This is a genomic window from Kitasatospora sp. NPDC096204, assembly GCF_044763205.1.
Classification (GTDB): domain Bacteria; phylum Actinomycetota; class Actinomycetes; order Streptomycetales; family Streptomycetaceae; genus Kitasatospora.
Map to the genome: position 1 here is coordinate 211,766 of NZ_JBIWFT010000009.1, position 24,820 is coordinate 236,585.

General features: G+C 74.1%; 22 protein-coding genes. 13 read left to right on the plus strand and 9 right to left on the minus strand.

Annotation, left to right across the window (positions count from 1 at the left end; all coding sequences use genetic code 11):
• Positions 1-49: 49 nt before the first annotated feature.
• On the plus strand, positions 50-955 hold the full coding sequence (locus ACIQ87_RS12815; protein WP_402405425.1) for a TIGR01777 family oxidoreductase: 906 nt from the start codon (positions 50-52) through the stop codon (positions 953-955).
• Positions 956-1,428: 473 nt separating this feature from the next.
• Complete coding sequence (locus ACIQ87_RS12820; RefSeq protein WP_402405427.1) at positions 1,429-2,760, plus strand: FAD-dependent oxidoreductase; 1,332 nt, start codon at positions 1,429-1,431, stop codon at positions 2,758-2,760.
• A gap of 212 nt (positions 2,761-2,972) precedes the next feature.
• Here the strand turns inward: ACIQ87_RS12820 and ACIQ87_RS12825 are convergent, their stop codons facing one another.
• Positions 2,973-4,814 (minus strand): regulator, encoded by a 1,842-nt coding sequence (locus tag ACIQ87_RS12825; protein ID WP_402405429.1) that lies wholly within the window; start codon positions 4,812-4,814, stop codon positions 2,973-2,975.
• Between the two features lie 368 nt (positions 4,815-5,182).
• On the opposite strand from ACIQ87_RS12825, the gene ACIQ87_RS12830 reads away from it, so the two are divergent.
• The 7 genes from ACIQ87_RS12830 to ACIQ87_RS12860 all read left to right on the plus strand — a co-directional run bounded on the left by ACIQ87_RS12830 (position 5,183) and on the right by ACIQ87_RS12860 (position 12,802).
• The gene (locus tag ACIQ87_RS12830) at positions 5,183-5,944 is read left to right on the plus strand and encodes a 3-hydroxybutyrate dehydrogenase (protein ID WP_402405431.1); all 762 of its coding nucleotides are present in this window, start codon (positions 5,183-5,185) and stop codon (positions 5,942-5,944) included.
• A gap of 149 nt (positions 5,945-6,093) precedes the next feature.
• Positions 6,094-7,503: an MFS transporter gene (locus ACIQ87_RS12835; protein ID WP_402405433.1), complete on the plus strand. Its 1,410-nt coding sequence runs from the start codon at positions 6,094-6,096 to the stop codon at positions 7,501-7,503.
• A 67-nt stretch (positions 7,504-7,570) separates the two neighbouring features.
• Entirely contained in the window at positions 7,571-9,478 is a 1,908-nt protein-coding gene (locus ACIQ87_RS12840; protein ID WP_402405435.1) for a helix-turn-helix domain-containing protein, read from the plus strand.
• A 206-nt stretch (positions 9,479-9,684) separates the two neighbouring features.
• Positions 9,685-10,455: a lipoyl(octanoyl) transferase LipB gene (lipB, locus tag ACIQ87_RS12845; protein WP_402405487.1), complete on the plus strand. Its 771-nt coding sequence runs from the start codon at positions 9,685-9,687 to the stop codon at positions 10,453-10,455.
• Between the two features lie 161 nt (positions 10,456-10,616).
• A complete protein-coding gene (gene lipA / locus ACIQ87_RS12850) occupies positions 10,617-11,570 on the plus strand; it encodes a lipoyl synthase (protein ID WP_360349931.1) in 954 nt (317 codons plus the stop codon).
• A 209-nt stretch (positions 11,571-11,779) separates the two neighbouring features.
• Positions 11,780-11,974, plus strand: coding sequence for a hypothetical protein (locus tag ACIQ87_RS12855; protein WP_402405437.1), 195 nt, complete (start codon positions 11,780-11,782; stop codon positions 11,972-11,974).
• Between the two features lie 129 nt (positions 11,975-12,103).
• A complete protein-coding gene (locus tag ACIQ87_RS12860) occupies positions 12,104-12,802 on the plus strand; it encodes a DUF4191 domain-containing protein (RefSeq protein ID WP_373560514.1) in 699 nt (232 codons plus the stop codon).
• Positions 12,803-12,884: 82 nt separating this feature from the next.
• Here ACIQ87_RS12860 and ACIQ87_RS12865 read toward each other — a convergent pair whose 3' ends face one another.
• Complete coding sequence (locus ACIQ87_RS12865) at positions 12,885-13,352, minus strand: RDD family protein (RefSeq protein ID WP_402405439.1); 468 nt, start codon at positions 13,350-13,352, stop codon at positions 12,885-12,887.
• Between the two features lie 285 nt (positions 13,353-13,637).
• Between ACIQ87_RS12865 and glnA the strand changes: the two genes are divergently transcribed.
• On the plus strand, positions 13,638-15,050 hold the full coding sequence (glnA, locus tag ACIQ87_RS12870; RefSeq protein WP_402405441.1) for a type I glutamate--ammonia ligase: 1,413 nt from the start codon (positions 13,638-13,640) through the stop codon (positions 15,048-15,050).
• A gap of 99 nt (positions 15,051-15,149) precedes the next feature.
• On the opposite strand, the gene ACIQ87_RS12875 is transcribed toward glnA, so the two are convergent.
• From ACIQ87_RS12875 to ACIQ87_RS12895, 5 genes are all read right to left on the minus strand, one after another.
• Positions 15,150-16,403 carry an acyltransferase family protein gene (locus ACIQ87_RS12875; protein ID WP_402405443.1) on the minus strand — a complete coding sequence of 418 codons (1,254 nt, stop codon included), beginning with the start codon at positions 16,401-16,403 and terminating at the stop codon, positions 15,150-15,152.
• A 91-nt stretch (positions 16,404-16,494) separates the two neighbouring features.
• Positions 16,495-17,088: a phosphatase PAP2 family protein gene (locus ACIQ87_RS12880; protein WP_402405445.1), complete on the minus strand. Its 594-nt coding sequence runs from the start codon at positions 17,086-17,088 to the stop codon at positions 16,495-16,497.
• Complete coding sequence (locus ACIQ87_RS12885; RefSeq protein ID WP_402405447.1) at positions 17,081-18,370, minus strand: diacylglycerol/lipid kinase family protein; 1,290 nt, start codon at positions 18,368-18,370, stop codon at positions 17,081-17,083. The genes ACIQ87_RS12880 and ACIQ87_RS12885 overlap by 8 nt, the downstream gene beginning before the upstream one ends.
• Positions 18,371-18,653: 283 nt before the next feature.
• The gene (locus ACIQ87_RS12890) at positions 18,654-19,751 is read right to left on the minus strand and encodes a PP2C family protein-serine/threonine phosphatase (protein WP_402405449.1); all 1,098 of its coding nucleotides are present in this window, start codon (positions 19,749-19,751) and stop codon (positions 18,654-18,656) included.
• Between the two features lie 210 nt (positions 19,752-19,961).
• A complete protein-coding gene (locus ACIQ87_RS12895) occupies positions 19,962-21,179 on the minus strand; it encodes a cytochrome P450 (protein WP_402405450.1) in 1,218 nt (405 codons plus the stop codon).
• A 171-nt stretch (positions 21,180-21,350) separates the two neighbouring features.
• On the opposite strand from ACIQ87_RS12895, the gene ACIQ87_RS12900 reads away from it, so the two are divergent.
• Positions 21,351-21,707 (plus strand): arsenate reductase family protein, encoded by a 357-nt coding sequence (locus ACIQ87_RS12900; RefSeq protein ID WP_402405452.1) that lies wholly within the window; start codon positions 21,351-21,353, stop codon positions 21,705-21,707.
• Positions 21,708-21,733: 26 nt separating this feature from the next.
• Here the strand turns inward: ACIQ87_RS12900 and ACIQ87_RS12905 are convergent, their stop codons facing one another.
• A complete protein-coding gene (locus tag ACIQ87_RS12905; RefSeq protein ID WP_402405454.1) occupies positions 21,734-22,204 on the minus strand; it encodes a pyridoxamine 5'-phosphate oxidase family protein in 471 nt (156 codons plus the stop codon).
• Positions 22,205-22,336: 132 nt separating this feature from the next.
• On the opposite strand from ACIQ87_RS12905, the gene ACIQ87_RS12910 reads away from it, so the two are divergent.
• Positions 22,337-22,885, plus strand: a complete 549-nt coding sequence (locus ACIQ87_RS12910) for a DUF1697 domain-containing protein (RefSeq protein ID WP_402405456.1) — start codon at positions 22,337-22,339, stop codon at positions 22,883-22,885.
• Between the two features lie 204 nt (positions 22,886-23,089).
• Positions 23,090-23,653, plus strand: a complete 564-nt coding sequence (locus ACIQ87_RS12915) for an FHA domain-containing protein (protein WP_402405458.1) — start codon at positions 23,090-23,092, stop codon at positions 23,651-23,653.
• Positions 23,654-23,720: 67 nt separating this feature from the next.
• On the opposite strand, the gene ACIQ87_RS12920 is transcribed toward ACIQ87_RS12915, so the two are convergent.
• Positions 23,721-24,683 carry a DUF1152 domain-containing protein gene (locus tag ACIQ87_RS12920; RefSeq protein ID WP_402405460.1) on the minus strand — a complete coding sequence of 321 codons (963 nt, stop codon included), beginning with the start codon at positions 24,681-24,683 and terminating at the stop codon, positions 23,721-23,723.
• Between the last annotated feature and the right edge of the window lie 137 nt (positions 24,684-24,820).

Genomic DNA, 24,820 nt, shown 5'->3' on the forward strand with positions numbered 1-24,820 from the left:
CGGGGTGTGACGGGCCGTCGGGGAACCCGGGAACTGCGAGGATGGGTGCATGCGCATCGCTGTCACGGGTTCCACGGGTTTGATCGGTTCGGCTCTCGTCCGCTCCCTGCTGGCGGACGGCCACGAGGTGGTCCGGCTGGTCCGGCACCGTTCGAAGACCGGCCCACGGCCGGACGGCAGCACGGCGATCGGCTGGAACCCGCTGGGCGGCGAGGTCCAGCGGGGCGGGCTGGACGGGGTCCAGGCCGTGGTGCACCTGGCCGGCGCCGGGGTCGGCGACCGCCGCTGGTCGGACTCCTACAAGCGGGAGATCCGGGAGAGCCGGGTGTACGGCACCGAGACGCTGGCCGTCGCCCTGGCCGCGCTCAAGGAGCCGCCGCAGGTCCTGGTGAGCGCCTCCGCGGTCGGCTGGTACGGGCAGACCGGCGACCGGGTGATCGACGAGGACTCCCCCGCCGGCGACGACTTCCTGGCCGAGGTCTGCCGGGAGTGGGAGGACGCCGCCAGGCCGGCCGAGCGGGCCGGGATCCGGGTCGTCCACCCCCGCACCGGGATGGTGCTCTCCTCGGCCGGCGGGGCCGGCGCACGGCTGTTCCCGCTGTTCAGGCTGGGCCTCGGCGGGCGGCTCGGCAACGGGCGGCAGTACTGGAGCTTCATCTCGCTGCACGACGAGGTGGCCGCGCTGCGGTTCCTGATCGACCACGACAACCTCTCCGGTGCCTTCAACCTCACCGCGCCGAACCCGGCGACCAACGCCGAGCTGACGGCCGCGCTCGGCCGGGCGCTGCGGCGGCCCACGCCGTTCCCGGTGCCGGAGGCGGTGCTCAAGGCGGTGCTGGGCGAGCTGGCGGTCGAGGTGGTCGGCAGCCACCGGGTGGTGCCGCGGCGGCTGCTGGACGCGGGCTTCCGCTTCGCCCACCCGGAGGTGTACTCGGCGGTGCTCGCGGCGATGTGACGGGCGGGCAGGGCGCCGAGGGGCGGCGGGCAGGTCGGGCAGCAGGCGGCCTCGGCGGGATGGGTGCCCGGCCGGCGGGGCGCGCGGGGTGGCTGCGCGCGCTGGGCGGTCGGCGCGCGTGCGGGTCGCGCGGACCCGTGCGTACTCCGACTACGGTATCCGCCCTGGCCAGCGGCATATGCCGGGCGGATTCCGAGGGGGCCCGAGGAGGGGGCGCACGGGAGCACACGGCGGGCGCGTCGCACGCCCCCGGTGACCGTGCGCGCCCGCCGACCCCCGAACCCGGCCGCCACGGCGCACTGTCCGTGACCGCGCCCCCGCCCGGTGCCGCACCACCCTCCCCGCCCCTCGGATCCGGTCGGATGTGACTGTCTGACGCTCACACTGACGGGGCATCACCCTCCACGGACCGTGTCCCGGCACCCCGCTGCCTGCGTCGGCCGGAGCCCCGGGACCAGGGAGGGAGCACCCCAGTGCCCACGTACGACTTCACCCGCCGCGCCCGCCGGCCGTCCGACCCGGACGTCGTCGTGGTCGGCGCCGGACTCGCGGGCCTGGCCGCCGCCCGCGCGCTCACCGGCCACGGCCTCACCGTTCAGGTCCTGGAGACCACCGACCGGATCGGCGGCCGGATGGCCACCCGCGAGCAGGACGGCTTCCGGCTCGACGACGGCAGTCACCTGCTGAACACCGCCTTCCCGGAGCTGCGCCGCACGCTCGACCTCGACCGCCTCGACCTGCGCCCGCTCGCGCCCGGCGTACTGGTGCACAGCGCCGGACGCCGGTACCGCGCCGGGGACCCCCAGCTCACCGTCGCCCGGCAGGCCGCCGCCCGGGCCCCGCTCGGCAGCCCGCTGGACAAGGCCCGGCTGGCCGGCCGGCTCGGCCGACTCGCCACCACCCCGGTCGGCCGCCTCCAGGCCCGGCCGGAGACCACCGCCGCCCGCGCGCTGGCCGGCCACGGCCTCGCCCAGCGCACCGTGGACGGCTTCCTGCGCCCGCTGCTCAGCGCCCTGCTCTCCGATCCGGCCCTCGGCACCAGCAGCCGGATCGCCGACCTGGTGCTGCGCTCGTACGCGCGCGGGCGCCTGTGTCTGCCCGCCGACGGGATCGCGGCGGTACCGGCCCAGCTGGCCGCCGCCCTGCCCGCCGGCACCGTACGCACCGGCGTGCGGGTCACCTCGGTCGCCGCGGACGGCGTGGAGACCGTCGCGCACGGGCGGATCGGCGCCCAGGCCGTCGTCGTCGCCACCGACGCCCGCTCCGCCGCCGAACTGCTGCCCGGGCTACGGCTGCCGGCCTTCCACCCCGTCACGACCTTCTTCCACGCGGCCGACGCCGCCCCGCTGGGCGAGGCCGTCCTGCTGCTCGACGGCGACCGGCCGAACGGGCAGCCACCACTGGTCTCGCACTCACTGGTGCTCAGCGAACTGCACCCGTCCTACGCCCCGGCCGGTCAGGCGCTGATCGCCACCACCGTGCTCGGGCGGCGCGCCTTCGACGTGGGCGGCCCGGCCGGGCTGGAGCCGGCCGTCCGGGCCCGGCTGGCCGAGCTGTACGGCGGCCCGACGTCGGGCTGGCAGTTCCTCGGCGTGCGGCACGTCCCGGACGCGCTGCCCGCGATGCCGCCGCCGCACAACCCCCGCCGCCCGGTGCGGCTGCTGGCCGGGCTGTACGTCGCCGGGGACCACCGGGACACCAGCACCGTGCAGGGCGCGCTGGTCTCCGGGCGGCGGGCGGCGCGGGCGGTGCTGAGCGACCTCGGCGTCCCGGCCGAGGCCCCGGAGGCGGAGGCGGCGGCCTGACGGGCGGGGCTCCTTCCGGCCCCGCCGCCCCGCGCGCGCACTTCACGGCGCCGGGACACAGCAGCGGTCTGCCGGGGTGACAGACCGACGGCGTGCCGGTGCCCCGGTCCACGCGGAGGCACGGAGGCCGGGCCCGGCCTCCGTGCGCCGGGTGCGTGGGGACGGCCCCACGCACCCGGTCCGCCGGTGGTCGCCTCGCTCCCGCCGGCCGGTCAGATCACCCCCGCCTGCCGGGCCGTCTCCTCGAAGGCGCGGGCCACCGGGCTGCCGCGGTACGGGGTGAGGCGGCGGTGGAAGTCCCGGACGTACTCCAGCGAGCGGGCCGAGCGCATCTCCCCCGCCGCCCGCAGCGCGTCGGTGGCCATGGTGCAGGCCTCGTCGAGGTCCCCCATGCCGAGCCGGGCGGTGGCCAGCACCAGGCGGCAGAAGATCCGGCTGCGGGCGTAGGCGGGCGAGCGCAGCCGCAGCGACTTCTCGGCGTGCTGCGCGGCCGTCCGCCACTGCTGGAGGTCGCGGTAGCAGTGGGCGAACTCGTCGGAGAGCTGGGCCTCGTCGAAGTACCGCGCCCAGGAGGGCAGTTCGTCACCGGTCCGGGCCGCGGCCAGCGAGCGCTCGGCGCGCACCAGGGCGGTGGTGCAGGACCGGACGTCGCCGAGCAGGCCGTGTCCGCGCGCCTCGGCGGCGTGCATCAGCGACTGGACGACCGGCGGCACGGCGGTGCCCACGCCCTGCTGGGCGACCCGGGCGAGCTGGACGGCCTCCCGGCCGTGGCCCAGGTGGACGGCCTGCTGGCTCATCGTCACCAGCACGTACCCGCCGAGCGCGCGGTCCCCGGCGGCCTGGGAGAGCCGCAGCGCCTGGACGAAGTAGCGCTGGGCGAGGCCGTGCGCGGCGATGTCGAAGGACGTCCAGCCGGCCAGCCTGGTGAGGTCGGCGACCGCACCGAACAGGGCCCGGCCGATCTGCTCGCCGTAGCGGCCGCGCAGCATCGGCTCGGCCTCGCTCTCCAGGTAGCGGACCAGCGCCTGGCGGGCGTGGCCGCCGCCGTAGGCGTGGTCGAGCGCACGGAAGAGGTCGCCGACGGCCCGGATGGCGGCGATGTCGCCCCGGCCGACCCGCAGGGTGGGGCGGGACTCGCGGGCCGGGTCGGTGTACGGCGGCTCGACGGCGACCGGCGGCCGGCGGCTCTGGATCGGCACCCGGCCGATGGTGGGGGCGGTGCCGGTCGTCCCGGCCGTGCTGCGGGCGGTGGGGGCGCCGGGCGCCGGGCCGCGCGCCGGGCTCCCGGGGGACGCGCCCAGCGCCGGGGCGCCGGTGATGGCCGCGGAGGTGGCGCTGCCGGCGGGCGGGCCGGCGGTGTCCGGCCGGGCCAGCGTGGAGCCGTCCCGGGCGACCCGCTCGTCGGTGCGGCCGATCAGCCAGTCCCGGCTGGGGACGACCAGGCCGGCCGGGGTGAAGGCGATCCGGCGCAGCTCGGACTGCGGGCCGTTGTCCTTGCGCCACATGCTCGCCACGATGTCCACCGCCTCCTGCGGCGTCTCGGCGAACTCCAGGCCCGCGTAGACCGGGGCGCAGGCGTCCAGACCGAGGTCCTGGGCGGTGAGCCGGCGGCCGAGCCGGCGGGTGAAGACCTCGGCGATCAGCGCCGGGGTGGCCCCGCGCGGCTGCTGGCCGCGCAGCCAGCGGGTCACCGAGGTCTTGTCGTAGCGCAGGTCGAGGCCGTGCTCCAGGCCGAGCTGGTCGACCCGGCGGGCGAGGCCGGCGTGCGAGAAGCCGGCCTCCTCGATCAGCGCCGCGAGCTGGCCGTTCTGCGGGGCCGGGCCGGAGTGGCCGGGGCCGCGGGCCGGGGCGGGCGCGACCGGGTTCTCGTGCCGGTCGGGTGTGGCCTGCACCGGCAGCCGAAGGTCCTCGGCATCCGGGGCGTCGGCGGGCAGCGTCTCGGCGGTCAGGGCGTCGGGGGCGTCCGGAAGGGTCCGGCCGACCGGCCCTCGGCGCTGGCCGAGCGGGTCGAGCGGTCCGTACGCCGGGCTGTCGGTTGCAGGCCGTTGGGGCATGTCTGTCAACACCTCTCGGACGTCGCACCGGGCTTCACCAGCACTTCGGCGGCCTGGGGCGGCGCCCCCTGTCGGGAATCGGCGTGAATGTAGCGAGCATTCGGGCGCTATGGGTGGATCTGACCGAGCAATCCACCGAACGGGTGAAGCAAGCGCGCCCATTGTGGGGAAGCGGGCTCGGGATGGGTTTGGTCGTCCGGGGTCGAACCTTCGGTCGTCCCGGGGGCTTTCCCGAGGGCTTCCGCGGGGGTCGATCCGCCGTTCGGACCTCGCTCCGGTGTCATGGCGGACAGCACCACAGGCCGGCCCTGTGCTGTGGGGGCCTGCCACATGGGAGCGGGGCCGTCGGATTCCTACCGTTCTCGGCCATGGACACCTCTACTGCCCGCCCGCTCGCCGGCCGCACGGCCATGGTCACCGGGGCCGCCTCGGGCATCGGCCGGGCCTGTGCCGAGGCCTTCGCCGGGGCCGGAGCCCGGGTCTACGTCGTCGACCTCGCGGCCGGCCCGGCCGAGGAGCTCGCCGAGCGGATCGGCGGACGCGCGATCGTCGCCGACCTCGCCGACCCCGGAGCCGTGGACGCCCTGCCGGACGACGCCGACATCGTCGTCAACAACGCCGGTCTCCAGCACGTCGCGCCCGTGCACGAGTTCCCGCCGGACCGCTTCACGCTCATCCAGCGCGTCATGGTCGAGGCCCCGTTCCGCATCCTGCGCCGCACCCTGCCGCACATGTACGAGCAGGGGTGGGGCCGGATCGTCAACGTCTCCTCCGTCCACGGCCTGCGCGCCAGCGCCTTCAAGTCCGCGTACGTCACCGCGAAGCACGCCCTGGAGGGCCTGAGCAAGACCGTCGCCCTGGAGGGCGCGCCGCACGGCGTCACCAGCAACTGCATCAACCCTGGCTACGTCCGGACCCCCCTCGTGGAGAAGCAGATCGCCGCCCAGGCGCTCGCCCACGGCATCCCCGAGGACGAGGTGGTCGAGCGGATCATGCTCGACCGCACCGCCGTGAAGCGCCTCATCGAACCCGACGAGGTCGCCCAACTCGCCCTCTGGCTCTGCTCCTCCTCCGCCTCCTACATCACCGGCGCCAGCCTCCCCGTCGACGGCGGCTGGACGGCGCACTGAGCGGGCCGCTCCGCGCGCCCGCCGCCCGCTCATAGGGCAGAGCGGCACATTCGACCCCGGGACTGTGTGGACCACCCACATAGTCCCGGGGTCGGGCGCTTCCTACCTTGTGGCGACATCGACTCCCCCTGGTTCTGGAAGTGGTGGCCATGAACACCTCCGCACGAGGTACGGCGGCGAGCAGCTCACTCCCGAAAGTGGTCGCTGCGAGCCTGATCGGCACGACGATCGAGTGGTACGACTACTTCCTGTACGGGACGGCGGCGGCGCTGGTGTTCGGGAAGCTGTTCTTCCCGCACAGCGATCCGCTGACCGGGACGCTGCTGTCCTTCCTGACCTATGCGATCGGGTTCGCGGCGCGACCGCTCGGGGCGCTGGTGTTCGGTCACTTCGGGGACCGGGTGGGGCGCAAGAAGCTGCTGGTGGTGAGCCTGCTGCTGATGGGCGGGTCGACCACGGCGATCGGGCTGCTGCCGACCTACGACTCGATCGGGGCCGCGGCGCCGGTGCTGCTGACGGCACTGCGGCTGGTGCAGGGCTTCGCGCTCGGCGGTGAGTGGGGCGGCGCCGTGCTGCTGGTGTCGGAGCACGGGGACCAGCGGCGGCGGGGGTTCTGGGCGTCCTGGCCGCAGGGCGGGGCGCCGGCCGGGAACCTGCTGGCGGCCGGGGTGCTGTCGCTGATGACGGCGGTGCAGTCGGACGCGGCGTTCCTGGCGTGGGGCTGGCGGGTGCCGTTCCTGCTGTCGGCGGTGCTGGTCGCGGTCGGGATGTGGATCCGGCTCGCGGTGGACGAGTCGCCGCTGTTCAAGCAGGCGCTGGCGGCCCAGCAGCAGCGGCAGGCGGAGCGGCGGACGGCCGAACGGCTGCCGCTGGTCGAGGTGTTGCGCAACCACTGGCGGGAGGTGCTGGTGGCCATGGGCGCGCGGATGGCGGAGAACATCTCCTACTACGTGATGACGACCTTCGTGCTCACCTACGCCGTCACCCACGCCCACTTCTCCAAGCAGACCGCGCTGAACGCCGTCCTGATCGCCTCCGCGATCCAGTTCGCGCTGATCCCGCTGTTCGGCGCGCTGTCCGACCGGATCGGGCGCAAGCCGGTCTACCTGGTGGGCGCGGTCGGGGTGGGCGCCTGGGCCTTCGTCTTCTTCGGCATGGTCGACACCAGGTCCTTCGGCTCGCTGGTCACCGCCGTCACCGTCGGCCTGGTCTTCCACAGCGCCATGTACGCGCCCCAGGCCGCCTTCTTCTCCGAGCTGTTCGCGACCCGGATGCGGTACTCGGGCGCCTCGATCGGGGCCCAGTTCTCCTCGGTGGCGGCCGGCGCCCCCGCGCCGCTGATCGCCACCGCGCTGCTCAAGGACTACGGCAGCCCCACCCCCATCGCCGTCTACGTCGCCATCGCGGCGGTGATCACCGTCCTGGCGGTGCTCTGCGGCCGGGAGACCAGGGGCCAGGACCTCACGGAGGCCGACGGGGAGGGCGAGGACGGCGCTCAGGCCGGGCCCCAGGGCCGGGAGGCCGGTGCCGGCGACCACGGGAAGCCCGCCGTCGCCTGAGGAGCGAGCCGATACGATCGCGCTTTCTCGGAACCGACGGAACCGACGCCGATTGGCAGCACGCACCATGAACCACCCTCACGAAAGCGCCGCACCCGCGCTGCGGCGGCTGCTCGACCTGCTCGCCTCCGGCGCCGCCACCGAGGACTTCGCCGACGTGCTGGCCGACGCCCGCCGCCGCGGGGCGCCGGCCGCCGTCCTCGCCGAGATCGACGACGCCACCTGGCAGGCCCTGCGGGTCCACCGCACCCTGCGTCAACACCGGCGCCGCGAAGCCGAGTTGACCGCCCTGTTCGACACCGCCGGAGACCTCGCCGCCTCCCGGGACCTGGACTCGGTGCTCCAGGCGATCGTCCGCCGGGCCCGAATGCTGCTCGGCACCGACACCGCCTACCTGACCCTGCCGGACGAGGCCGCCGGCGACACCTACATGCGGGTCACCGACGGCTCGGTCTCCGTCCTGTTCCAGACCCTGCGGCTCAGCCTCGGCGACGGCCTGGGCGGGCTGGTCGCGCAGACCGCCCGCCCGTACGCCACCCCCGACTACCGCAACGACGAGCGCTTCCACCACACCGGCACGATCGACGCGGGCGTGCTGGACGAGGGCCTGGTGGCGATCATCGGGGTGCCGCTGCTGATCGGCGGGCAGGTCATCGGCGTCCTGTTCGCCGCCGACCGCACGCCGCGCGCCTTCTCCCCCGACGAGGTCGCGCTGCTCTGCTCGCTGGCCGCGCACGCCGCGATCGCCCTGGACACCGCCAAGTCGCTGGCCGACACCCGTGCCGCGCTCGCCGAGCTGAACGCCGCCAACGAGCTGGTCCGGGCCCACTCCGCCGCCGTGCAGCGCGCCGAGCAGGCGCACGACCGGCTCACCGACCTGGTGCTGCGCGGCGCCGAGGTGCCGGACGTCGCCGCCGCCGTCGCCGCCCTGCTGGGCGGGGAGATAGCGGTCCTGGACGCCGAGGGCGAGCCGCTGGCCGGACGCTCCGCACCCGCCGCCGAACTGGCCGAGGCGGTCGCCGCCTCCCGCACCGAGGGCCGGTCCGTACGGCACGGCGAGCTGTGGGTCTGCGCGGTGCTGGCCGGGCACGACGCGCTCGGCACCATGGTGCTGCGCGGCCGGCCCGACCTCGACGACGCCGACCGGCGGCTGTTCGAGCGGGCCAGCGTGGTCACCGCGCTGCTCCTGCTGCTGCGCCGCTCGGTCGCCGAGACCGAGAACCGGATCCGCGGCGAACTGCTCACCGACCTGCTGACCGCCCCCGAGCGCGACCCGGCCGGACTCACCGCGCGCGGCCGCCGGCTCGGCGTCGACCTCGCCCGGCCGCACCTGGTGCTGGTCGCGGAACCGGCCGACGGCAAGGGCGACGACCGGGGACGGCTGGCCGGCGCGGCCCGGCGCTACCTGTTCGGCTCCCGCGGCGTCAGCGCCGAGCACGCCGAGACGGTGGTGCTGCTGGTGCCCGTCGAGACCGGCGGTGCCGACCCCGAGGAGACCGCCCGGCAGGCCGCCGAGCGGCTGGCCCGGCTGGCCGGGTTCCCGGTCACCGTCGGCGCGGGCCGCCCGGCCGCCGGGCCGTCCGCGGTGGCCGCCTCGTACGGCGAGGGCCTGCGCTGCCTGCGGGCGCTGCGGGTGCTCGGCCGCGCCGGGGAGGGCGCCTCCGCCCGGGCGCTCGGCTTCCTCGGCGTGCTGCTCGGCGACGGCCACGACGTGGACGGCTTCGTCGGCGCGACGCTCGGCCCGCTGCTCGCGTACGACGCCCGGCGCGGCACCGAGCTGGTCCGCACCCTGCGCGCCTACTTCGACTGCGGCGGCAGCCTGACCAGGGCCAAGGACGAGCTGCACGTCCACGTGAACACGGTGGTCCAGCGGCTGGACCGGGTCGAGGCGCTGCTCGGGCGGGACTGGAACCAGCCGGAGCGGTCGCTGGAGCTGCAGCTCGCGCTGCGGTTGCAGCTGCTCGCCCCGAGTTGAGCGGGCGGGCGGACTGCTCACGGCAAGTCGAGCGAGCGGGGAGGGAGCGCGGCGAGGGAGCGGGTACGGCGAGGGAGCGGGTGCCGCGTGGCGGCGGCTCACGGGCGGCTGAGGGGTCCGCGCGGGCGGGGCGTACAGTGGCGAGGTTGGTCTCGAACGCCTGGCAAGGAGCGGTAGCGGTGAGCGAGAACGTGCGTTTTGTTCACATGGGCATCGGTGAACGGACCGTGCCCTACCAGGAGGCCTGGGAGGAGCAGCAGCGGCTGCACGCCCTGCGGGTCGCCGACGAGATCCCCGACACCGTCCTGCTCCTGGAGCACCAGTCGGTGTACACCATGGGCAAGCGCACCAACCCCGCCGACCTGCCGCTGGACGGCACCCCGGTGGTCGAGGTCAACCGGGGCGGGGAGATCACCTGGCACGGCCCCGGCCAGCTGGTCGGCTACCCGATCGTCAAGCTGCCCGACCCGATCGACGTCATCGCCTACGTCCGCCGGCTGGAGGAGGCGCTGATCCGCACCGCCGGGGAGTTCGGCATCGACTCCACCCGGGTCGAGGGCCGCAGCGGGGTCTGGGTGCTGGGCGACTCCATCCCGGACGCCGTGGTGGACCCGGCGCAGGTGGTGGACATCGGCAAGCTGACCCTGCGGATGGGCCTGCCGCTGGGCATCGACCCTCGGCTGGCGGGCCCCGAGTACGCGCCCTCCAACGCCGGCCAGCGCGGTGACGACCGCAAGCTCGCCGCGATCGGCGTGCGGGTCGCCCGCGGGGTGACGATGCACGGCTTCGCGCTCAACTGCGACCCGGACATGACCTGGTTCGACAAGATCGTGCCGTGCGGCATCCGGGACGCGGGCGTGGCCTCGCTCAGCGGCGAGCTGAAGCGCGGACTGAGCGCCGCCGAGGCGGCGCCGGCCGTCGAACGGCACCTGGCGGCCGTCCTCGCCGAGCTGCCGGAACCGGCGCTCAGCCGCTGAACCCTCCGCCCCGCCGGGGATCCGGCGAGATTCCCGGCGGCCGCGGGAATCTACCGGCCGGTAGCCATGTTGCCCTGCGATTGCAGGGCGGCAGGCCCAGCGAAGGCCGTACAACCACAGGCGTACCCTGGGGGTACCCCGTCTAGTTCTAGGAGTCGCACGTGTCCGCTGTCGCGCCCGACGGCAGGAAGCTTCTCCGCCTGGAGGTCCGCAACAGCGAGACCCCCATCGAGCGGAAGCCCGAGTGGATCAAGACCCGCGCGAAGATGGGCCCGGAGTACAACGCCCTCCAGTCGCTGGTGAAGAAGGAGGGGCTGCACACGGTCTGCCAGGAGGCCGGCTGCCCCAACATCTTCGAGTGCTGGGAGGACCGCGAGGCGACCTTCCTCATCGGCGGTGACCAGTGCACCCGCCGCTGCGACTTCTGCCAGATCGACACCGGCAAGCCCGCCGAGTTCGACCGCGACGAGCCGCGCCGGGTCGCCGAGTCCATCGTCACCATGGACCTCAACTACGCCACCATCACCGGCGTCGCCCGCGACGACCTGGAGGACGGCGGCGCCTGGCTGTACGCGGAGACCGTGCGCCAGGTGCACGCGATGACCGCCGGCCGCGAGGCCGGCCGCACCGGCGTCGAACTGCTCATCCCCGACTTCAACGCGGTGCCCGAGCAGCTGGCCGAGGTCTTCTCCTCCCGCCCCGAGGTGCTCGCGCACAACGTCGAGACGGTGCCGCGGATCTTCAAGCGGATCCGCCCGGCGTTCCGCTACGAGCGCTCGCTGGACGTCATCACCCAGGCCCGCGCGGCCGGGCTGGTCACCAAGTCCAACCTGATCCTGGGCATGGGCGAGACCCGCGAGGAGGTCAGCCAGGCACTGGCCGACCTGGTCGGCGCCGGCTGCGAGCTGATCACCATCACCCAGTACCTGCGCCCCTCGCTGCGCCACCACCCGGTCGAGCGCTGGGTGAAGCCGCAGGAGTTCGTCGAGCTCCAGGAGGAGGCCGAGGAGCTGGGCTTCGCGGGCGTCATGTCGGGCCCGCTGGTGCGGTCCTCGTACCGGGCGGGCCGGCTGTACCGGCAGGCGCTGGAGCGGCGCGAGCAGGCCGCGGTCTGACCGAGCGCTGACGCCGGTCCGACCGCGCGCTGACGCCGGCCTCGCGGTCCACCGACCGGTTCGAGCCATGGGAAGGGCGGAGCTTCGGCTCCGCCCTTTCGCCTTCACCACGCTTTGACGGCCTGGTCACGAGCTGGTAACACAGGGTGGGGACGCTGGACGCCTGGTAGGCGTTCGATTCTTCTCAGCCACGGGAGGAGCTGTTCGGCATGCGGGTGCGGATGCGGATCCGGTCGGTGGGGATGGCGCTGCGGTTCGCCGAGAGCGTCCTGCTGGCCCCCGGCCAGCGGCACGCGCGCCGCAACGCGTGGGCGGCGGTGTGCGAGGACCGCCGGCACGCGGCGGACCGCCGGCACGACCACGCGGCGACGACGACGGTGCCGACACGACCCGTTCGGCGGTAACGCTCCGGCACCGCCGGGGCCGCCTTCCCCGCTTCGGCGTCGCTCTGCGCGACGGCGTGTGGGCGCGCGGGTCACGGTTGGGGCGAACGGGTACCCGGGCTTGGATATCCCGTACCCGTGCCACGTACCATGAGCGTTATGGCGAGGGAAACATCCGAGAACCCCGGGCGGCTGAAGCAGATCCGTCTGGCGTACACCATGACCAAGAAGGTCGACACCAAGATCGGCCTGATCATCGCCGGCGTCGGCCTGCTGACCTTCGGCGTGTTCCTCGCCATCGGCTTCGCGATCGAGCATCCCGTCTACCTGGGCATCCTGGGCTTCATCGTGGCCGTGCTGGCCATGGCGATCGTCTTCGGGCGCCGGGCCGAGCGCGCCGCGTTCGGTCAGATGGAGGGGCAGCCGGGCGCCGTCGCCGCGGTGCTGAACAACATCCGGCGCGGCTGGAGCTCCAACACCACCCCGGTCGCGGTCACCCGCAACCAGGACGCGGTCTACCGCGCGGTGGGCCGGGCCGGCATCGCGCTGATCGGCGAGGGCAACCCGAACCGGGTCCGCCAGCTGCTGGCCTCCGAGAAGAAGAAGATGGCCCGCGTGGTCGGCGACGTGCCGGTGCACGACATCGTGGTGGGCAACGGCGAGGGCGAGATCCCGCTGAAGAAGCTCCAGATCCACCTGATGCGCCTGCCCCGCGCCATCACCGCCGCCCAGGTCACCGAGACCAACGACCGCCTGCGCGCGCTGGGCGACCTGCTCTCCAAGGCGCCGATCCCCAAGGGCCCGATGCCGAAGGGCGCCCGGATGCCCAAGGGCGGCCAGGTCCGCTGACCCTCCCCCTCCCCTGACGACACGAGAACGGCCCCGCCGCGGAAGCTCCGCGGCGGGGCCGTTCCGACGTTCGTACGGCGCGCTAGATCCGGACCTCGACGGTGCCGACCGCCTTGTCGTGCAGGCCGCGGGTGTCGCGGTCCCAGACCAGCGGCGGCACCACCAGGCAGAGCAGCAGGGTGCGCAGCAGGACCTGCGGGATGGTCGCGCGGCGGCCGTCCAGGCGGACCACCCGGAGGCCGAACAGCCGCTTGCCGAGCGTCGTGCCCGTGGTGGACAGCAGCAGGGACACGACCAGGAAGTACAGCGGGCTGGTCCACAGGTTGGCCTCGGCCTGGTCGCCGCGGGCGAGCAGCCCGTACGCGATCAGGGAGACCAGCCAGCCGTCCACGAACAGGGCCCCGATCCGGCGGCCGGGGCCGGCGATCGAGCCGGAGCCCTCCTTGGGCAGCCCGAGGCGCTCGCCGCGGTAGCCGAAGTCGGCGCCCATCTTCTCGGCGGCCGCCCGGGGGCCGTCGATCCACGATCCCAACGCTTCTCTGGTGTCCACGAATCCACACTAACCGGGCTGACGGCCCGCTCCGCCACCGGCTCCCCTCCCCGGCGGGCATCACCCCCGACCGGGTGAATCGTCGTTCCGGGGCTTTCCGGGCAGTTTCCGAGTGGTCCAGACCACTTGCGGAAGGGTGCCCAGCTGGGCGGGGTGGTTTGTACCGTCCCGTACGCCTTTGCCATGCGCCCGGCGACCGTGGTTAACATTTAGGAAACGAGCGGGTCACCGAGTGGAAACGGCCCATTCCTATGGTGAGCCCAATTCGCACGCCGAGGAGGATGGATGTTCAACAACGCCGCCGAAGTGAAGCAGTTCATCCAGGACAACGACGTGAAGTTCGTCGACGTCCGCTTCTGTGACCTGCCGGGCGTCTTGCAGCACTTCTCCGTACCTGCGGCGACCTTCGACCCGTCCGAGATCCTGATGTTCGACGGCTCGTCGATCCGCGGCTTCCAGGCCATCCACGAGTCCGACATGGCCCTCGTCCCGGACCTCGCCACGGCCCGCCTCGACCCCTTCCGGGCCGAGAAGCACCTCAACATCAACTTCTTCATCCAGGACCCGGTCACCGGCGAGGCGTACAGCCGCGACCCGCGCAACGTCGCCAGGAAGGCCGAGGCCTACCTCGCCTCCTCCGGCATCGCCGACACCGCCTACTTCGGGCCCGAGGCCGAGTTCTACGTCTTCGACTCGGTCCGCTTCGAGACCAGCGCCAACGCGTCCTTCTACCACATCGACTCGGAGGCCGGCGCCTGGAACAGCGGCGCCGCCGAGGGCGACGTACGCGGCTACAAGGTCAAGTACAAGGGCGGGTACTTCCCCGTCCCGCCGGTCGACCACTTCGCCGACCTGCGCGCCGAGATGTCGCTGGAACTCGCCAAGGCCGGACTGGAGGTCGAGCGCCAGCACCACGAGGTCGGCACCGCCGGCCAGGCCGAGATCAACTACAAGTTCAACACCCTGCTGCACGCCGCCGACGACCTGATGCTGTTCAAGTACATCATCAAGAACGTCGCCTGGCGGAACGGCAAGACCGCCACCTTCATGCCGAAGCCGATCTTCGGCGACAACGGCTCGGGCATGCACGTCCACCAGTCCCTGTGGAGCGAGGGCACGCCGCTCTTCTACGACGAGCAGGGCTACGCCGGGCTCTCCGACACCGCCCGCTACTACATCGGCGGCCTGCTGCGGCACGCCCCCTCGCTGCTGGCCTTCACCAACCCCTCGGTGAACTCCTACCACCGCCTGGTGCCGGGCTTCGAGGCGCCGGTCAACCTGGTCTACTCCCAGCGCAACCGCTCCGCCGCGATCCGCATCCCGATCACCGGCTCCAACGCCAAGGCCAAGCGCATCGAGTTCCGCGCCCCCGACCCGGCCTCCAACCCCTACCTGGCCTTCGCCGCCATGCTGATGGCCGGCCTCGACGGCATCCGCAACAAGATCGAGCCCCTGGAGCCGGTCGACAAGGACCTCTACGAGCTGGCGCCCGAGGAACACGCCAACGTCCCCCAGGTGCCCTCCTCCCTCCCCGCCGTCCTGGAGGCCCTCGAAGCCGACCACGAGTACCTCCTCGCCGGCAACGTCTTCACCCCGGACCTCATCGAGACCTGGATCGACTACAAGCGCACCAACGAGATCGCCCCGATCGCGCTGCGCCCCCACCCGCACGAGTTCGAGCTGTACTACGACCTGTAAGGAGCCGCGGGGCTGACAGGTGTACCGGGCGGCCGGTCCGACGGAGGTCGGGCCGGCCGCCCGGTGCATGCTGTGGCCGTCGGCGCGGGTGGGACGAGGTCAGCGGGAGTCGGGGGCGGGCTGCTGTGGGGGGTGGGTGTCCCGGGGGGTGAAGGAGGTGGCCCAGGGGGTGGTGACGGTCTCCGGGATTCCGCGGGGCCGGGTGGCGGGCTGCGGGAGGGGTTCGGCGGCGCGGAGTTGGTCGATGCTCTTCGTCATGCCGACCTTGAGGCGGGGTGTCAGGGGCCTCTCGATGAGCCGGTGGGCCAGCCAGGAGGCGACGAGCATGCCGGCGGTGACGATGGCGACCGCCGTCCAGGGCTTGGTGCCGTGGTCGTAGAGGGCGCGCAGGGCGGTCCAGCCCATGGTCTCGTGGAGGAGGTAGAGGGGGTAGGTGAGGGCTCCGGCGAAGGTCAGCCAGCGCCACTGGATCCGGGAGCCCCAGCCCAGGGCGACCCCGATCATGACGAGATAGGAGAGGCTGGTCAGCAGGACGGCGGGCCAGGTCGGCAGGTCGACGCGGCCGAGGAAGCGGCTCACGTTCACCTGGTGCTGGAGAGTGTAGAGGACCGAGACGATCCAGCTGATCCCGACGATGCCGAAGAGCATCAGGTTGGGACCGTGCCGGTGGACCAGGTAGAGCGCGAGGCCGGCGACGAAGAACGAGGAGACCTGCGACATCGCGAAGAACTCCAGGACCGGCGACTTGGTGCTCTCCGAGACGATGCCGGCGACCGTCCAGATCGAGCAGAAGGCCACGATCCGCCGGTAGGTGACGCCCCGCCAGACCACGATGGCGAAGAGCAGGTAGAAGCGCAGCTCGGTCCAGAGCGTCCAGTAGACGGCGTCGACGTGCTTGATGCCCAGGCCCTCCTGGAACATCGTCAGATTGGCGAGCACCTGCTCCGGGGGAAGCGGCTGGCGAACGAGCGGCCACATCGTGACGACCGCGGTGGTGAGCAGGACGGCGAACCAGTACGCGGGGTAGAGCCGGATGACCCGGGAACGGACGAAGTCGCCCACCGGGCGGCCCCAGCTGCTCATGCAGATCACGAAGCCGCTGATCACGAAGAACAGGCAGACGCCGGTCCACAGATAGGCGCCGAGGAAGGAGGCGCGGTGGAACACCTGCTCCACCGGCTGGCCCCAGGCACTGTCCGTGGCCGAGCCGCCGCCGCCGTAGCCGACGTAGTGGTGGAAGACCACCATCAGCGCGGCCAGGATGCGCAGTCCGTCCAGGACGGCGAGCCGGCCGCCCTTCGCGGACTCGCGGCGGCCCGAGGAACCTGATCGTTGCCGGGGGAAAATGGTCACGGCAGAAGATAGCGCACAGACGTTCCCGTGCCCGGTACGGGCCCGGATTGCCGACGGGGTGGGGCGGAGGTCGGACGGGGGCGCCGACGGCTCACGCCGGGAGGCTCGGCGGCAGGGTCCGGACGACGGCCAGGGAGGCCACGGCGGCGGCGAAGCCGAGCAGCGCGCCGGCCGCGACGTCGCCCGGGTAGTGCACGCCGGTGTGGACCCGGGAGTAGCCGACCGCGGCCGCCACCGCGCCGAGCGGGACCGCCATCGGCGGCAGCAGCACGCCGACCGCGGTGGCGAAGGCCGTCGCCGAGGCCATGTGACCGGACGGGAAGGAGGCCGACTCGGGCATCGGCACCTGCCGGCCGACCACCACCCGGGCCTGCTCCCGGTCGGGCCGGGGGCGGCGGACCAACTGCTTGCCGACCAGGTTCGCCGTCACCGAGGCCAGCGCCACCGCGCCGACCCCGGCCGCCGCGGCCTGCCGGGGGCGGCCGGGGACGAGGGCGAGGAGCGCGGCGACGGCCAGCGAGATCTTCGAGTGGTCGGCGGCCCGGGAGAGGCGGCGCAGCGCGGAGTCCAGGGCCGGGGTGGGGGTGCCGGCGACGGCCGCGTAGACGGCTCCGTCGAGCGTCCGCAGGTCGGTGAGCACGGCCTGCGGGGCGGGCGGGGCGGCGTGGTGCTTCGGATCAGTCACGGGTCGGCCCCTCGGTGGTCGGGTCGCAGTGGCCGTGGGTGCCGGGGAGGCCGCGGCCGAGCGCGATGTCGGCCAGCCGGTGCCAGTTCACGGGCGGCGCGGAGGCGGGGACGCCCGGGCGGTCGCGCGGCACCAGGACCCGCAGCACCCGCGGACGCAGGGTGCACACGACCGGTACGGGCATCCGCAGCGCCTCGCCGTCGACCGCCACCGGGATCTCGTCCCCGTCGGCGGTCACCTCGACCCGCCGCGCGGTCAGCGCTCTCAGCCCGGTGGAGCGGCTGCCGCGCAGGACCACGTCCGCGGCCTCGGGCGCGCCCTCCACCCGGATGCCGAGCACGCCGAGTTCGCCGCCGTCGAGCCGGGGGCGGCGGTCGCCGATGCCGAGGCCCTCGGTCGAGCCGTACGGGTTGTTGCTGGCCAGCAGCGCCTGCTCGCCGGTGAGCACGGTGGCGTCGGCCCGGACGTCGATGCGCGGCACGCCCTCGCCGACCAGCAGCTGGGGCAGCAGTTCCAGCACCGTTCCGACCTTGTCCTCCCGGTACTCGGGCCGCTGCACGATGTCGGCGTACACGCCGAAGGAGACGGTGTTGACGAAGGCCCGGCCCGAGACCTCGCCGAGGTCGACCCGCAGTTCCTCGCCGTCGGTCAGCGCGTCCAGGGCGCGGGACGGGTCCGTCCGGTCGAGGCCGAGGTCCAGGGCGAAGTGGTTGCGGGTGCCGGCGGGGAGCACCAGGAACGGCAGGTCGTGCTCGGCGGCGACGGCCGCGACCGGCGCCAGGCTGCCGTCGCCGCCCGCCACGCCGAGCAGGTCCGCGCCCTCGGCCACGGCCGTACGGGCGAGCGCGGCGGGGTCGGTGGGGGCGGTGCGGTCGAACAGGACCACCCGGGCGCCGAGTTCCTCCGCCCGCTCGACCAGTCCGAAGCGGCCGACCTTCCCGCCGCCGGACTTCGGGTTCATGATCAGGACCGGCCGCCGCGGCCGGGGCGCGGCCACCGCCTGCATCGACGGTTCCGGAGCGGCCCTGCGCAGTGCCGCGCGGGCGAGGGCCAGCGCGACTCCCCAGCACAGGACGAGGGCCAGGGCGGTCAGCCACAGCCGGTGGTGGGCGAAGAGCACCAGCACCGCGACCGGCGCCGCGATCGCGACGAGCAGCCCGAACACCCGGACCGCTCCCCGGTAGGCCAGGAACCACCAGATGCCGGCGGCCCAGACGACCAGTCCGAGCAGCCCCGCGGCGACCACCAGCAGTCCGCCCTCCCCCAGTGCGAACAGCAGCATGCCGAGCGCCCCCGCCGCCGCCAGCAGGGCGACGCGCGCCAGCAGCCGCGCGCCGGCTCCCCCGCCGGTGTCCGCCGTCCGTGTCCCGTCGATCTCGTCCTCCCGTGCCGTGCCCTCGGGGCCCGGCCGGGCCCGGTGGTTGCCAGCAGCCTGCGCACTCCCGCGCCCGGGGGCATCCCGGCGGACCCGTCCGGGTGACGAGGGGAGGTGACGAGGGGGAGGTGACGCGGGGGAGGTGACGCGGGGGGACGTGACGAGGGGAGGAACGACAGGGAGGCCGCGGCTACGGGGCGTCCGGGGTGAGGGCGAGGACGGCGAGGTCGTCGGCGAGGAGGCCGGCGTAGCGGTGGACGTCCTGGGCCAGGAAGGAGACCACCCGGTCGGGGGCGGTGCTGCCGAGGGCGGCGAGGCGGGGGGCCAGCGGGTAGAAGGCGCCGGTGGTGTCGCGGGCCTCGCTGACGCCGTCGGTGTAGAGCAGGACGGTGTGGCCCGGGGGCAGCGCGACGGCGATCGCCTTGCTGCGCTCCTCGGCGGGGCCGAGGTGGCCGAGGCCGAGCGGGAGCTCGTCGGCGCAGGACACCGGGGATATGCCGCCTCCGCCGAGGAGCAGCGGCCTGGTGTGGCCGCGGTTGACGATCTCCACGCAGTCCGAGCCGGGCCGGTACTGGAGCAGGACGGCGGTGACGAACAGCTCGTCGTCGCCGCGGTCGGCGGCGTCGCGCAGCACCGCGCGGTCCAGCTGGTCGGCCAGTTCGACCAGCCCGGGGGTGTCGTACGCGGCCGCCCGGAACGCGCCGAGGACGTCGGCGACGGTACGGACGGCGCCCAGGCCCTTGCCGCGGACGTCGCCGAGCAGCACCCGCACGCCGAAGCGGGTGTCGCACACCTCGTACAGGTCGCCGCCGACCAGCACGTCGGCCTGGGCCGGGCGGTAGAGGCCGGACAGCCGCAGCCCGCCGGTCCGCTCGGGCACCGGGCGAAGCACGGTGCGTTGCAGGGTCTCGGCGACCGTACGGGCCTGGATCAGGTTGCGGTTCTGCCGGGTGCGCTGCCATGACAGCGCGGTGCCCATGACCCCGGAGACCAGGGTGGTGATGTAGACCCAGACGTGGTGCTGCTCGGAGATGTGGTCCATGCGCAGCGCCAGGAGGAGCTGGAGGGCCAGCGAGCCGACCGTGGTGACGGCGGTCAGCACCGGTCCGTAGCTGAACGCGGCCACCACGGGCAGCGCGGTCAGCAGGAAGCCGGCGGCGACGGCCTGCGGGACGACGGCCTCGGCGATCAGGTCCAGCACCAGCAGGATCACCGGCAGCCAGGGCACCCACCGCGGCACCGTGGGCTGCGGCACCGCGGGGCGCGGCGGGCGGGGTGCTGTGGGCACGGTGGGGACCTCCTGGCAGGTGGCCGTTCCGGGTGATCGGTCCGGATTGGCCGCTTTCATCCCCATGATCTCCCACGAACGGCCTCGCCACGAACGGCCGAACGTCCCGGCCGCCGGGGCCGGAGGAGCTCATTCCGGTCCCGGCGGCCACTGGTCGGCGCACCCTCAGCGGGCCCTCGGTGGGCCCTCAGCAAGCCCTTCAGCCGACGGTCACCGGACGGTCACCGGCAGGGTCTCGAAACCGCGCAGCACCAGGCGGTCGCGCCGGGTGGGGACGCCGCCGGGGGCGAGCCGGGGGAAGCGGTCGAGCAGCGCGGGCACCGCGACCTCGGCCTCCAGCCGGGCCAGCTGGGAGCCCAGGCAGAAGTGGGCGCCGCCGCCGAAGCTGAGCGGCTGGCTGTCGGTGCGGGTCGGGTCGAACACCTCGGGGCGCTCGTACCGGGCCGGGTCGTGGTTGGCCGAGCCGACCAGGAGGGTCACCTCGTGGCCGGGCGGGATCGGCACGCCCTCGATGACCAGGCCCTCGCCCAGCGCGACCCGGCTGCTGACCTGGACCGGCGCGTCGAAGCGCAGCACCTCGTCGGTGAACCCGGCCGGGGTGATCGCGCCGCTGCGCAGCCCGGCGGCCACCTCGGGGTGGTGGAACAGCAGGTTCAGGCCGTTGCCGAGCAGGTTGGTGGTGGTCTCGAAGCCGCCCACCAGCAGCAGGACCAGGTTGGCCAGCAGTTCCTCGGCGGAGAGCCGCTCGTCGTCGGCGGCGGCGATCCGGGCCAGGTCGGTGACCAGGTCGTCCTGCGGACGGGCCAGGCGCTCGGCGGCCAGCTCGGCGAAGTAGCGGGTCAGCTCGTCGGCGGCCCGGTCGGCGTCGGTCAGCTCGTCCAGGTCCTGGACGAACTCCAGGGCGACGGTCAGGTCGGAGGCGAGGCCGCGGAAGCGGTAGCGGTCCTGCTCGGGCACGCCGAGCAGTTCGCAGATCACCCCGACCGGCAGCCGGAAGGCGAAGGCGTCCATGAAGTCCACCGGCGAGCCGTCGGCGCCCTGCTCGGCCATCTCGTCCAGCAGCCGGTCGACCGCCGCCACCACGGCCGGGCGCAGCGCGGCGACCCTGCGGGCGGTGAACACCGAGGCGATCAGCGAGCGGACCCGGGGCTGGTCGGGGGCGTTGCGCTGGAGGATCGAGCGGCCGAACAGGACGAGCGAGGAGTGCTCGGTGTAGCCGGGGGTCAGGCCGGCCGGCATCTCGGCGGTCGCGAAGCCGAAGGCGGGCATGCGCAGGACCTTGTTGGCCGCGGCGTAGCCGCTCACCATGAACATGCCGTTCCCGATCGGGACCACCGGCCCCAGCTCGCGCGCCTTGGCGTACAGCGGGTACGGGTCGGTCCTGCCCTCCGTGGTCATCAACTGCCCGATGATCGCGGCGCCGTCCATCCGGTGCCCCCCTCCACGAGATCACGATTCCTGCGTGGTCAACTTTCGATGGGCGCAGCGGAGTTCCCGTACGGCCCGGATCGTGCGGCGGGTGGGGCGCGGCCGCCGGACGCCGCCGGATCGCGCGCGGCGGGACGGGCCGGGCGGGGGCGGCTCGGTAGGGTGGCCGGCATGGAGATCTGGATCAACCCTCGGTGCGGCAAGTGCCGGGCCGCGCTCGGCGAGCTGGACGGCGCCGGGGTCGAGTACACCGTGCGGCGCTACCTGGAGGACCCGCCGACCGCGGCCGAACTGGTGCGGGTGCTGGAGCGCCTGGGCCTGGAGCCGTGGGACATCACCCGCACCGACGAGCAGGCCGCCAAGGACCTGGGGATGAAGGACTGGCCCCGGGAGGCGGGTGAGCGGGACCGCTGGATCGCGGCGATGGCCGAGCACCCGATCCTGATCCAGCGCCCGATCATCACCGCGGACGACGGCCACGCCGTCGTGGCCCGGACCCCCGAGGCCCTCAAGTCCGTCCTGCCGTAGGGCGGTTGCCGGCGGACCGGCGCCGGTCAGTGGCGCTGGATCCGCTCCACCGGCCGGCCCGGGTGCCAGTTGTGGACGACCAGGTGGTCGCCCTCCACGGCGGTGTGCACCACCTGGTCGAGCTCCAGCCGGAACGCGTGGAACGGGGTGGGCGGCGGCTCGGGCAGGTCGGCGGCGAAGGCGGCGAGTTCGGTCTCGTCGGCGACCTCCACCGCCCGGCCGGACACCTTGGAGTCCCCGCCGGCCATGGTCTCGTCCCCCGGGTGCGCGTGCAGCGCGAAACGGGCGTCGCGCCGGAGGTCACGCGCCTTGACCGCGCCGTACATCGACCCGATCCACAGGTCGGCGCCGACGAAGTCGACCTCCGTTCCGCTCACCCGGGGCGATCCGTCCTTGCGCAGCGTCGCCAGGACGTGGTGCTTGTTCGCCTCGAAGCGGGCCCGGACCAGCGGCGCCAGATCGGGAGCCTCGTGCTCGAAGTCCTGCCAGGTAGCCATGGCGCCAGTCTGGCACCCGGCACCGACAGCCGCCGTCCGCGGACCGCCCGGACGGGCGCGGGGTCCGGCGGGCAGGAGCGGACGGCCCGGGGGCGCCGGGCCGTTGTCGGTGGCCGGTGCCAGACTGGCGGGGTGACCACCACGACGACGTACATCGCCTTCCTGCGCGCCATCAACGTCGCCGGCCGGACGGTGCGGATGGAACGGCTGCGGGCGCTCTTCGCCGAGCTCGGGCTGGGCGGCGTCCGTTCCTACATCCAGAGCGGCAACGTCTTCTTCACCACCGACGAGCAGGACCGCGCGGCGCTGACCGGACGGATCGAGGAGCACCTGGAGGAGGCGCTCGGGTACCCGGTGCCGGTGCTGCTGCGCACGGTGGACGAGGTGGCCGGCCTGCTCGCCGCCGAGCCGTTCCGGGGCGTCGAGGTGACGCCGGACGTCCGGCTGGTCGTCGCCTTCCTCTCCGAGCCGCTGCCGGCCGGCCTCGCCCTCCCCCACCGCTCGCCGAAGGGCGACGTCGAGGTGCTCGGCGCCGATCCGGGGGCCGCGTACGTCGTGATCCACCTCCAGGACGGCAAGTGGGTCACCAGGGACATGTTCGGCAAGACCTACCGGGGCGCGGTCACCTCCCGGTTCCTGCACACCACCGAGAAGATCCTGGCCGCCGCCCGCAAGGGCTGACGGCCCGTACGGCCGCCCCGAACCGGCCGGGCACGGCCCCCGGGAACCGGCCGTACGGCACCGGGGAACGGGGCCGGCCGCACGCCCCGAACGCGCGGAACCGCCCGGCCGGAAGGGGCGTCTGGACTGCCGTGACGTACGAACCCCGCGCCCGGGCACGGCGTGATCTGGACAGCCGGAGTCGGCCGCGCCGAGAATTCGGCCATGACGCCTCCTGAACTCCCCACCGGCGCGGGCGGGCCGACCGGCGCGGTCCGCCCCTCCGACGCCGAGCGGGAGCAGGCGCTCGGGGTGCTGCGGGACGGCGCGGGCAGCGGGCGGCTCTCGCACGACACCTTCCTCGGCCGGATGGACATCGTCCTGCAGGCCACCAGCCGCGGCGAGTTGGACGCGGCGGTGGCCGGGCTGCCGACCGGCGGACCGGTCGAGCGCTTCGTGCTGCGCACGGTCGGGCGGGTTTCCGCCCTCGGCGACCGGATGGGCCGGGCCTGGCGCACCGAGCGGCTGCCCGGGCTGAGCCTGCCGCAGGCCGGGGCCGGGCAGTTGACGATCGGCCGGCTCCCGGGCTCGGGGCTGCGGCTGCACGACCCCTCGGTGTCCCGGAACCACGCGGAGCTGCGGCACGAGCAGGGCGGCTGGGTGCTGTACGACCTCGGCTCGACCAACGGCACCCACGTGAACGGGCGCCGGATAGCGGGTGGCGTACGGGTCCGCCCGGGCGACCAGGTGCGGTTCGGGAACCTGGAGTTCCGGCTCGCCGCGTTCTGACCGGCCCGCCGATCCGCGTTCCCCCACCCGCCGACCCGCGCTCCGGACCGACCCCGCCGCCCCCGTGTCAGTGCGGGAACTGCCGGGGCGGCCGCTGCCGCGGCAGCTCGTCCTGGAACTCCGCGATGACGGTGGCGATCTGGCGGGTCACCACGGTGCGCTCCAGCCGGTCGAGGTACCGGTGCTCGGCGGCCAGCGCCTCGACCGTGACGCCGAAGTAGAGCGTCATCAGCGGATTGACGAAGAGCTGCTCGCCCTTGGTCCGGTCGGTGAAGCGGACGTCGCCGAACTCGCCGCGCAGCGCCGCCGCCACCGATCCGTTGACGATGCTGGGGTGCTCCGGGAAGGCGGCCCGGGCGTGCTCGACGGCGTCCAGGTAGAGCACCCCCTCCCGGCTGTCGCGCGGGATGGAGAAGGCGCCGAGGTAGCCGCCGGCCCGGTCGATCGCGGCGAGGTTCTCCAGCACCAGGGAGTGGTTGACGCCGTGATGGGCGTCGACGCCGAAGCCGAGGCAGGCGACCAGCCGCTCGGGCACCTCGGTCAGGCCGGCCACGGCGCCCAGGCTCGCCATGTCCTCCTCCGGGGTGCCGAGTCCGACCTCGTCCCCGCGCATCAGGATGTCGGTGCCGCCGTCCACCAGCAGGATCGCGTCCACGCCGAGGCGGCCGACCAGCGCGCGGTAGGCCTCGCGCAGCGGCTGCACCCCCACCGTCGGGAAGGCCCACACGGTGTCGGGCATCCCGTGCCGGTTCAGCCAGCGGGCGAGGGTGCGCTCCGGGAAGTAGCCCTCGGGGGCCGCGGTGTCCGGTCCGATCCGGGCCACGTCGGGCTCCGCCCAGACGTCGCGGGGCAGGCCGTAGAGGTGGGTGAAGGAGAGGTTGGCCAGGTGCACCTCCTTGCCGGCGGCCCGCAGGGCGAGGGCGATCGGCAGCCCGGCGTACACGTCGAAGCCCCCGCCGGCTCCCGCGACCAGGACGCGCTCGGCGGCCAGCAGCCGGGTCATCAGCGGTGGTTGCAGCAGAGAAGTCACCGGCGGACGGTAGCAGGGCGGCCGCGCCGGCCGCCCTCGGATTGATGCTCCTATGGGCTGTCAAGCGGCGGTGAGCCAGTCGCGGTAGGCATTGGCGAGGTCGTCGTCTCGGCGGATTCCGCGTTCGAGGGTGGAGA

Coding starts and splice junctions, on each gene's coding strand:
- ACIQ87_RS12815 (WP_402405425.1), top strand. CDS start 50: ATGCGCATCGCTGTCACGGGTTCCACGGGTTTGATCGGTTCGGCTCTC.
- ACIQ87_RS12825 (WP_402405429.1), bottom strand. CDS start 4,814: ATGCCCCAACGGCCTGCAACCGACAGCCCGGCGTACGGACCGCTCGAC.
- ACIQ87_RS12830 (WP_402405431.1), top strand. CDS start 5,183: ATGGACACCTCTACTGCCCGCCCGCTCGCCGGCCGCACGGCCATGGTC.
- ACIQ87_RS12835 (WP_402405433.1), top strand. CDS start 6,094: ATGAACACCTCCGCACGAGGTACGGCGGCGAGCAGCTCACTCCCGAAA.
- ACIQ87_RS12840 (WP_402405435.1), top strand. CDS start 7,571: ATGAACCACCCTCACGAAAGCGCCGCACCCGCGCTGCGGCGGCTGCTC.
- lipB (WP_402405487.1), top strand. CDS start 9,685: ATGGGCATCGGTGAACGGACCGTGCCCTACCAGGAGGCCTGGGAGGAG.
- ACIQ87_RS12855 (WP_402405437.1), top strand. CDS start 11,780: ATGCGGGTGCGGATGCGGATCCGGTCGGTGGGGATGGCGCTGCGGTTC.
- ACIQ87_RS12860 (WP_373560514.1), top strand. CDS start 12,104: ATGAGCGTTATGGCGAGGGAAACATCCGAGAACCCCGGGCGGCTGAAG.
- glnA (WP_402405441.1), top strand. CDS start 13,638: ATGTTCAACAACGCCGCCGAAGTGAAGCAGTTCATCCAGGACAACGAC.
- ACIQ87_RS12885 (WP_402405447.1), bottom strand. CDS start 18,370: ATGCTGCTGTTCGCACTGGGGGAGGGCGGACTGCTGGTGGTCGCCGCG.
- ACIQ87_RS12895 (WP_402405450.1), bottom strand. CDS start 21,179: ATGGACGGCGCCGCGATCATCGGGCAGTTGATGACCACGGAGGGCAGG.
- ACIQ87_RS12900 (WP_402405452.1), top strand. CDS start 21,351: ATGGAGATCTGGATCAACCCTCGGTGCGGCAAGTGCCGGGCCGCGCTC.
- ACIQ87_RS12905 (WP_402405454.1), bottom strand. CDS start 22,204: ATGGCTACCTGGCAGGACTTCGAGCACGAGGCTCCCGATCTGGCGCCG.
- ACIQ87_RS12915 (WP_402405458.1), top strand. CDS start 23,090: ATGACGCCTCCTGAACTCCCCACCGGCGCGGGCGGGCCGACCGGCGCG.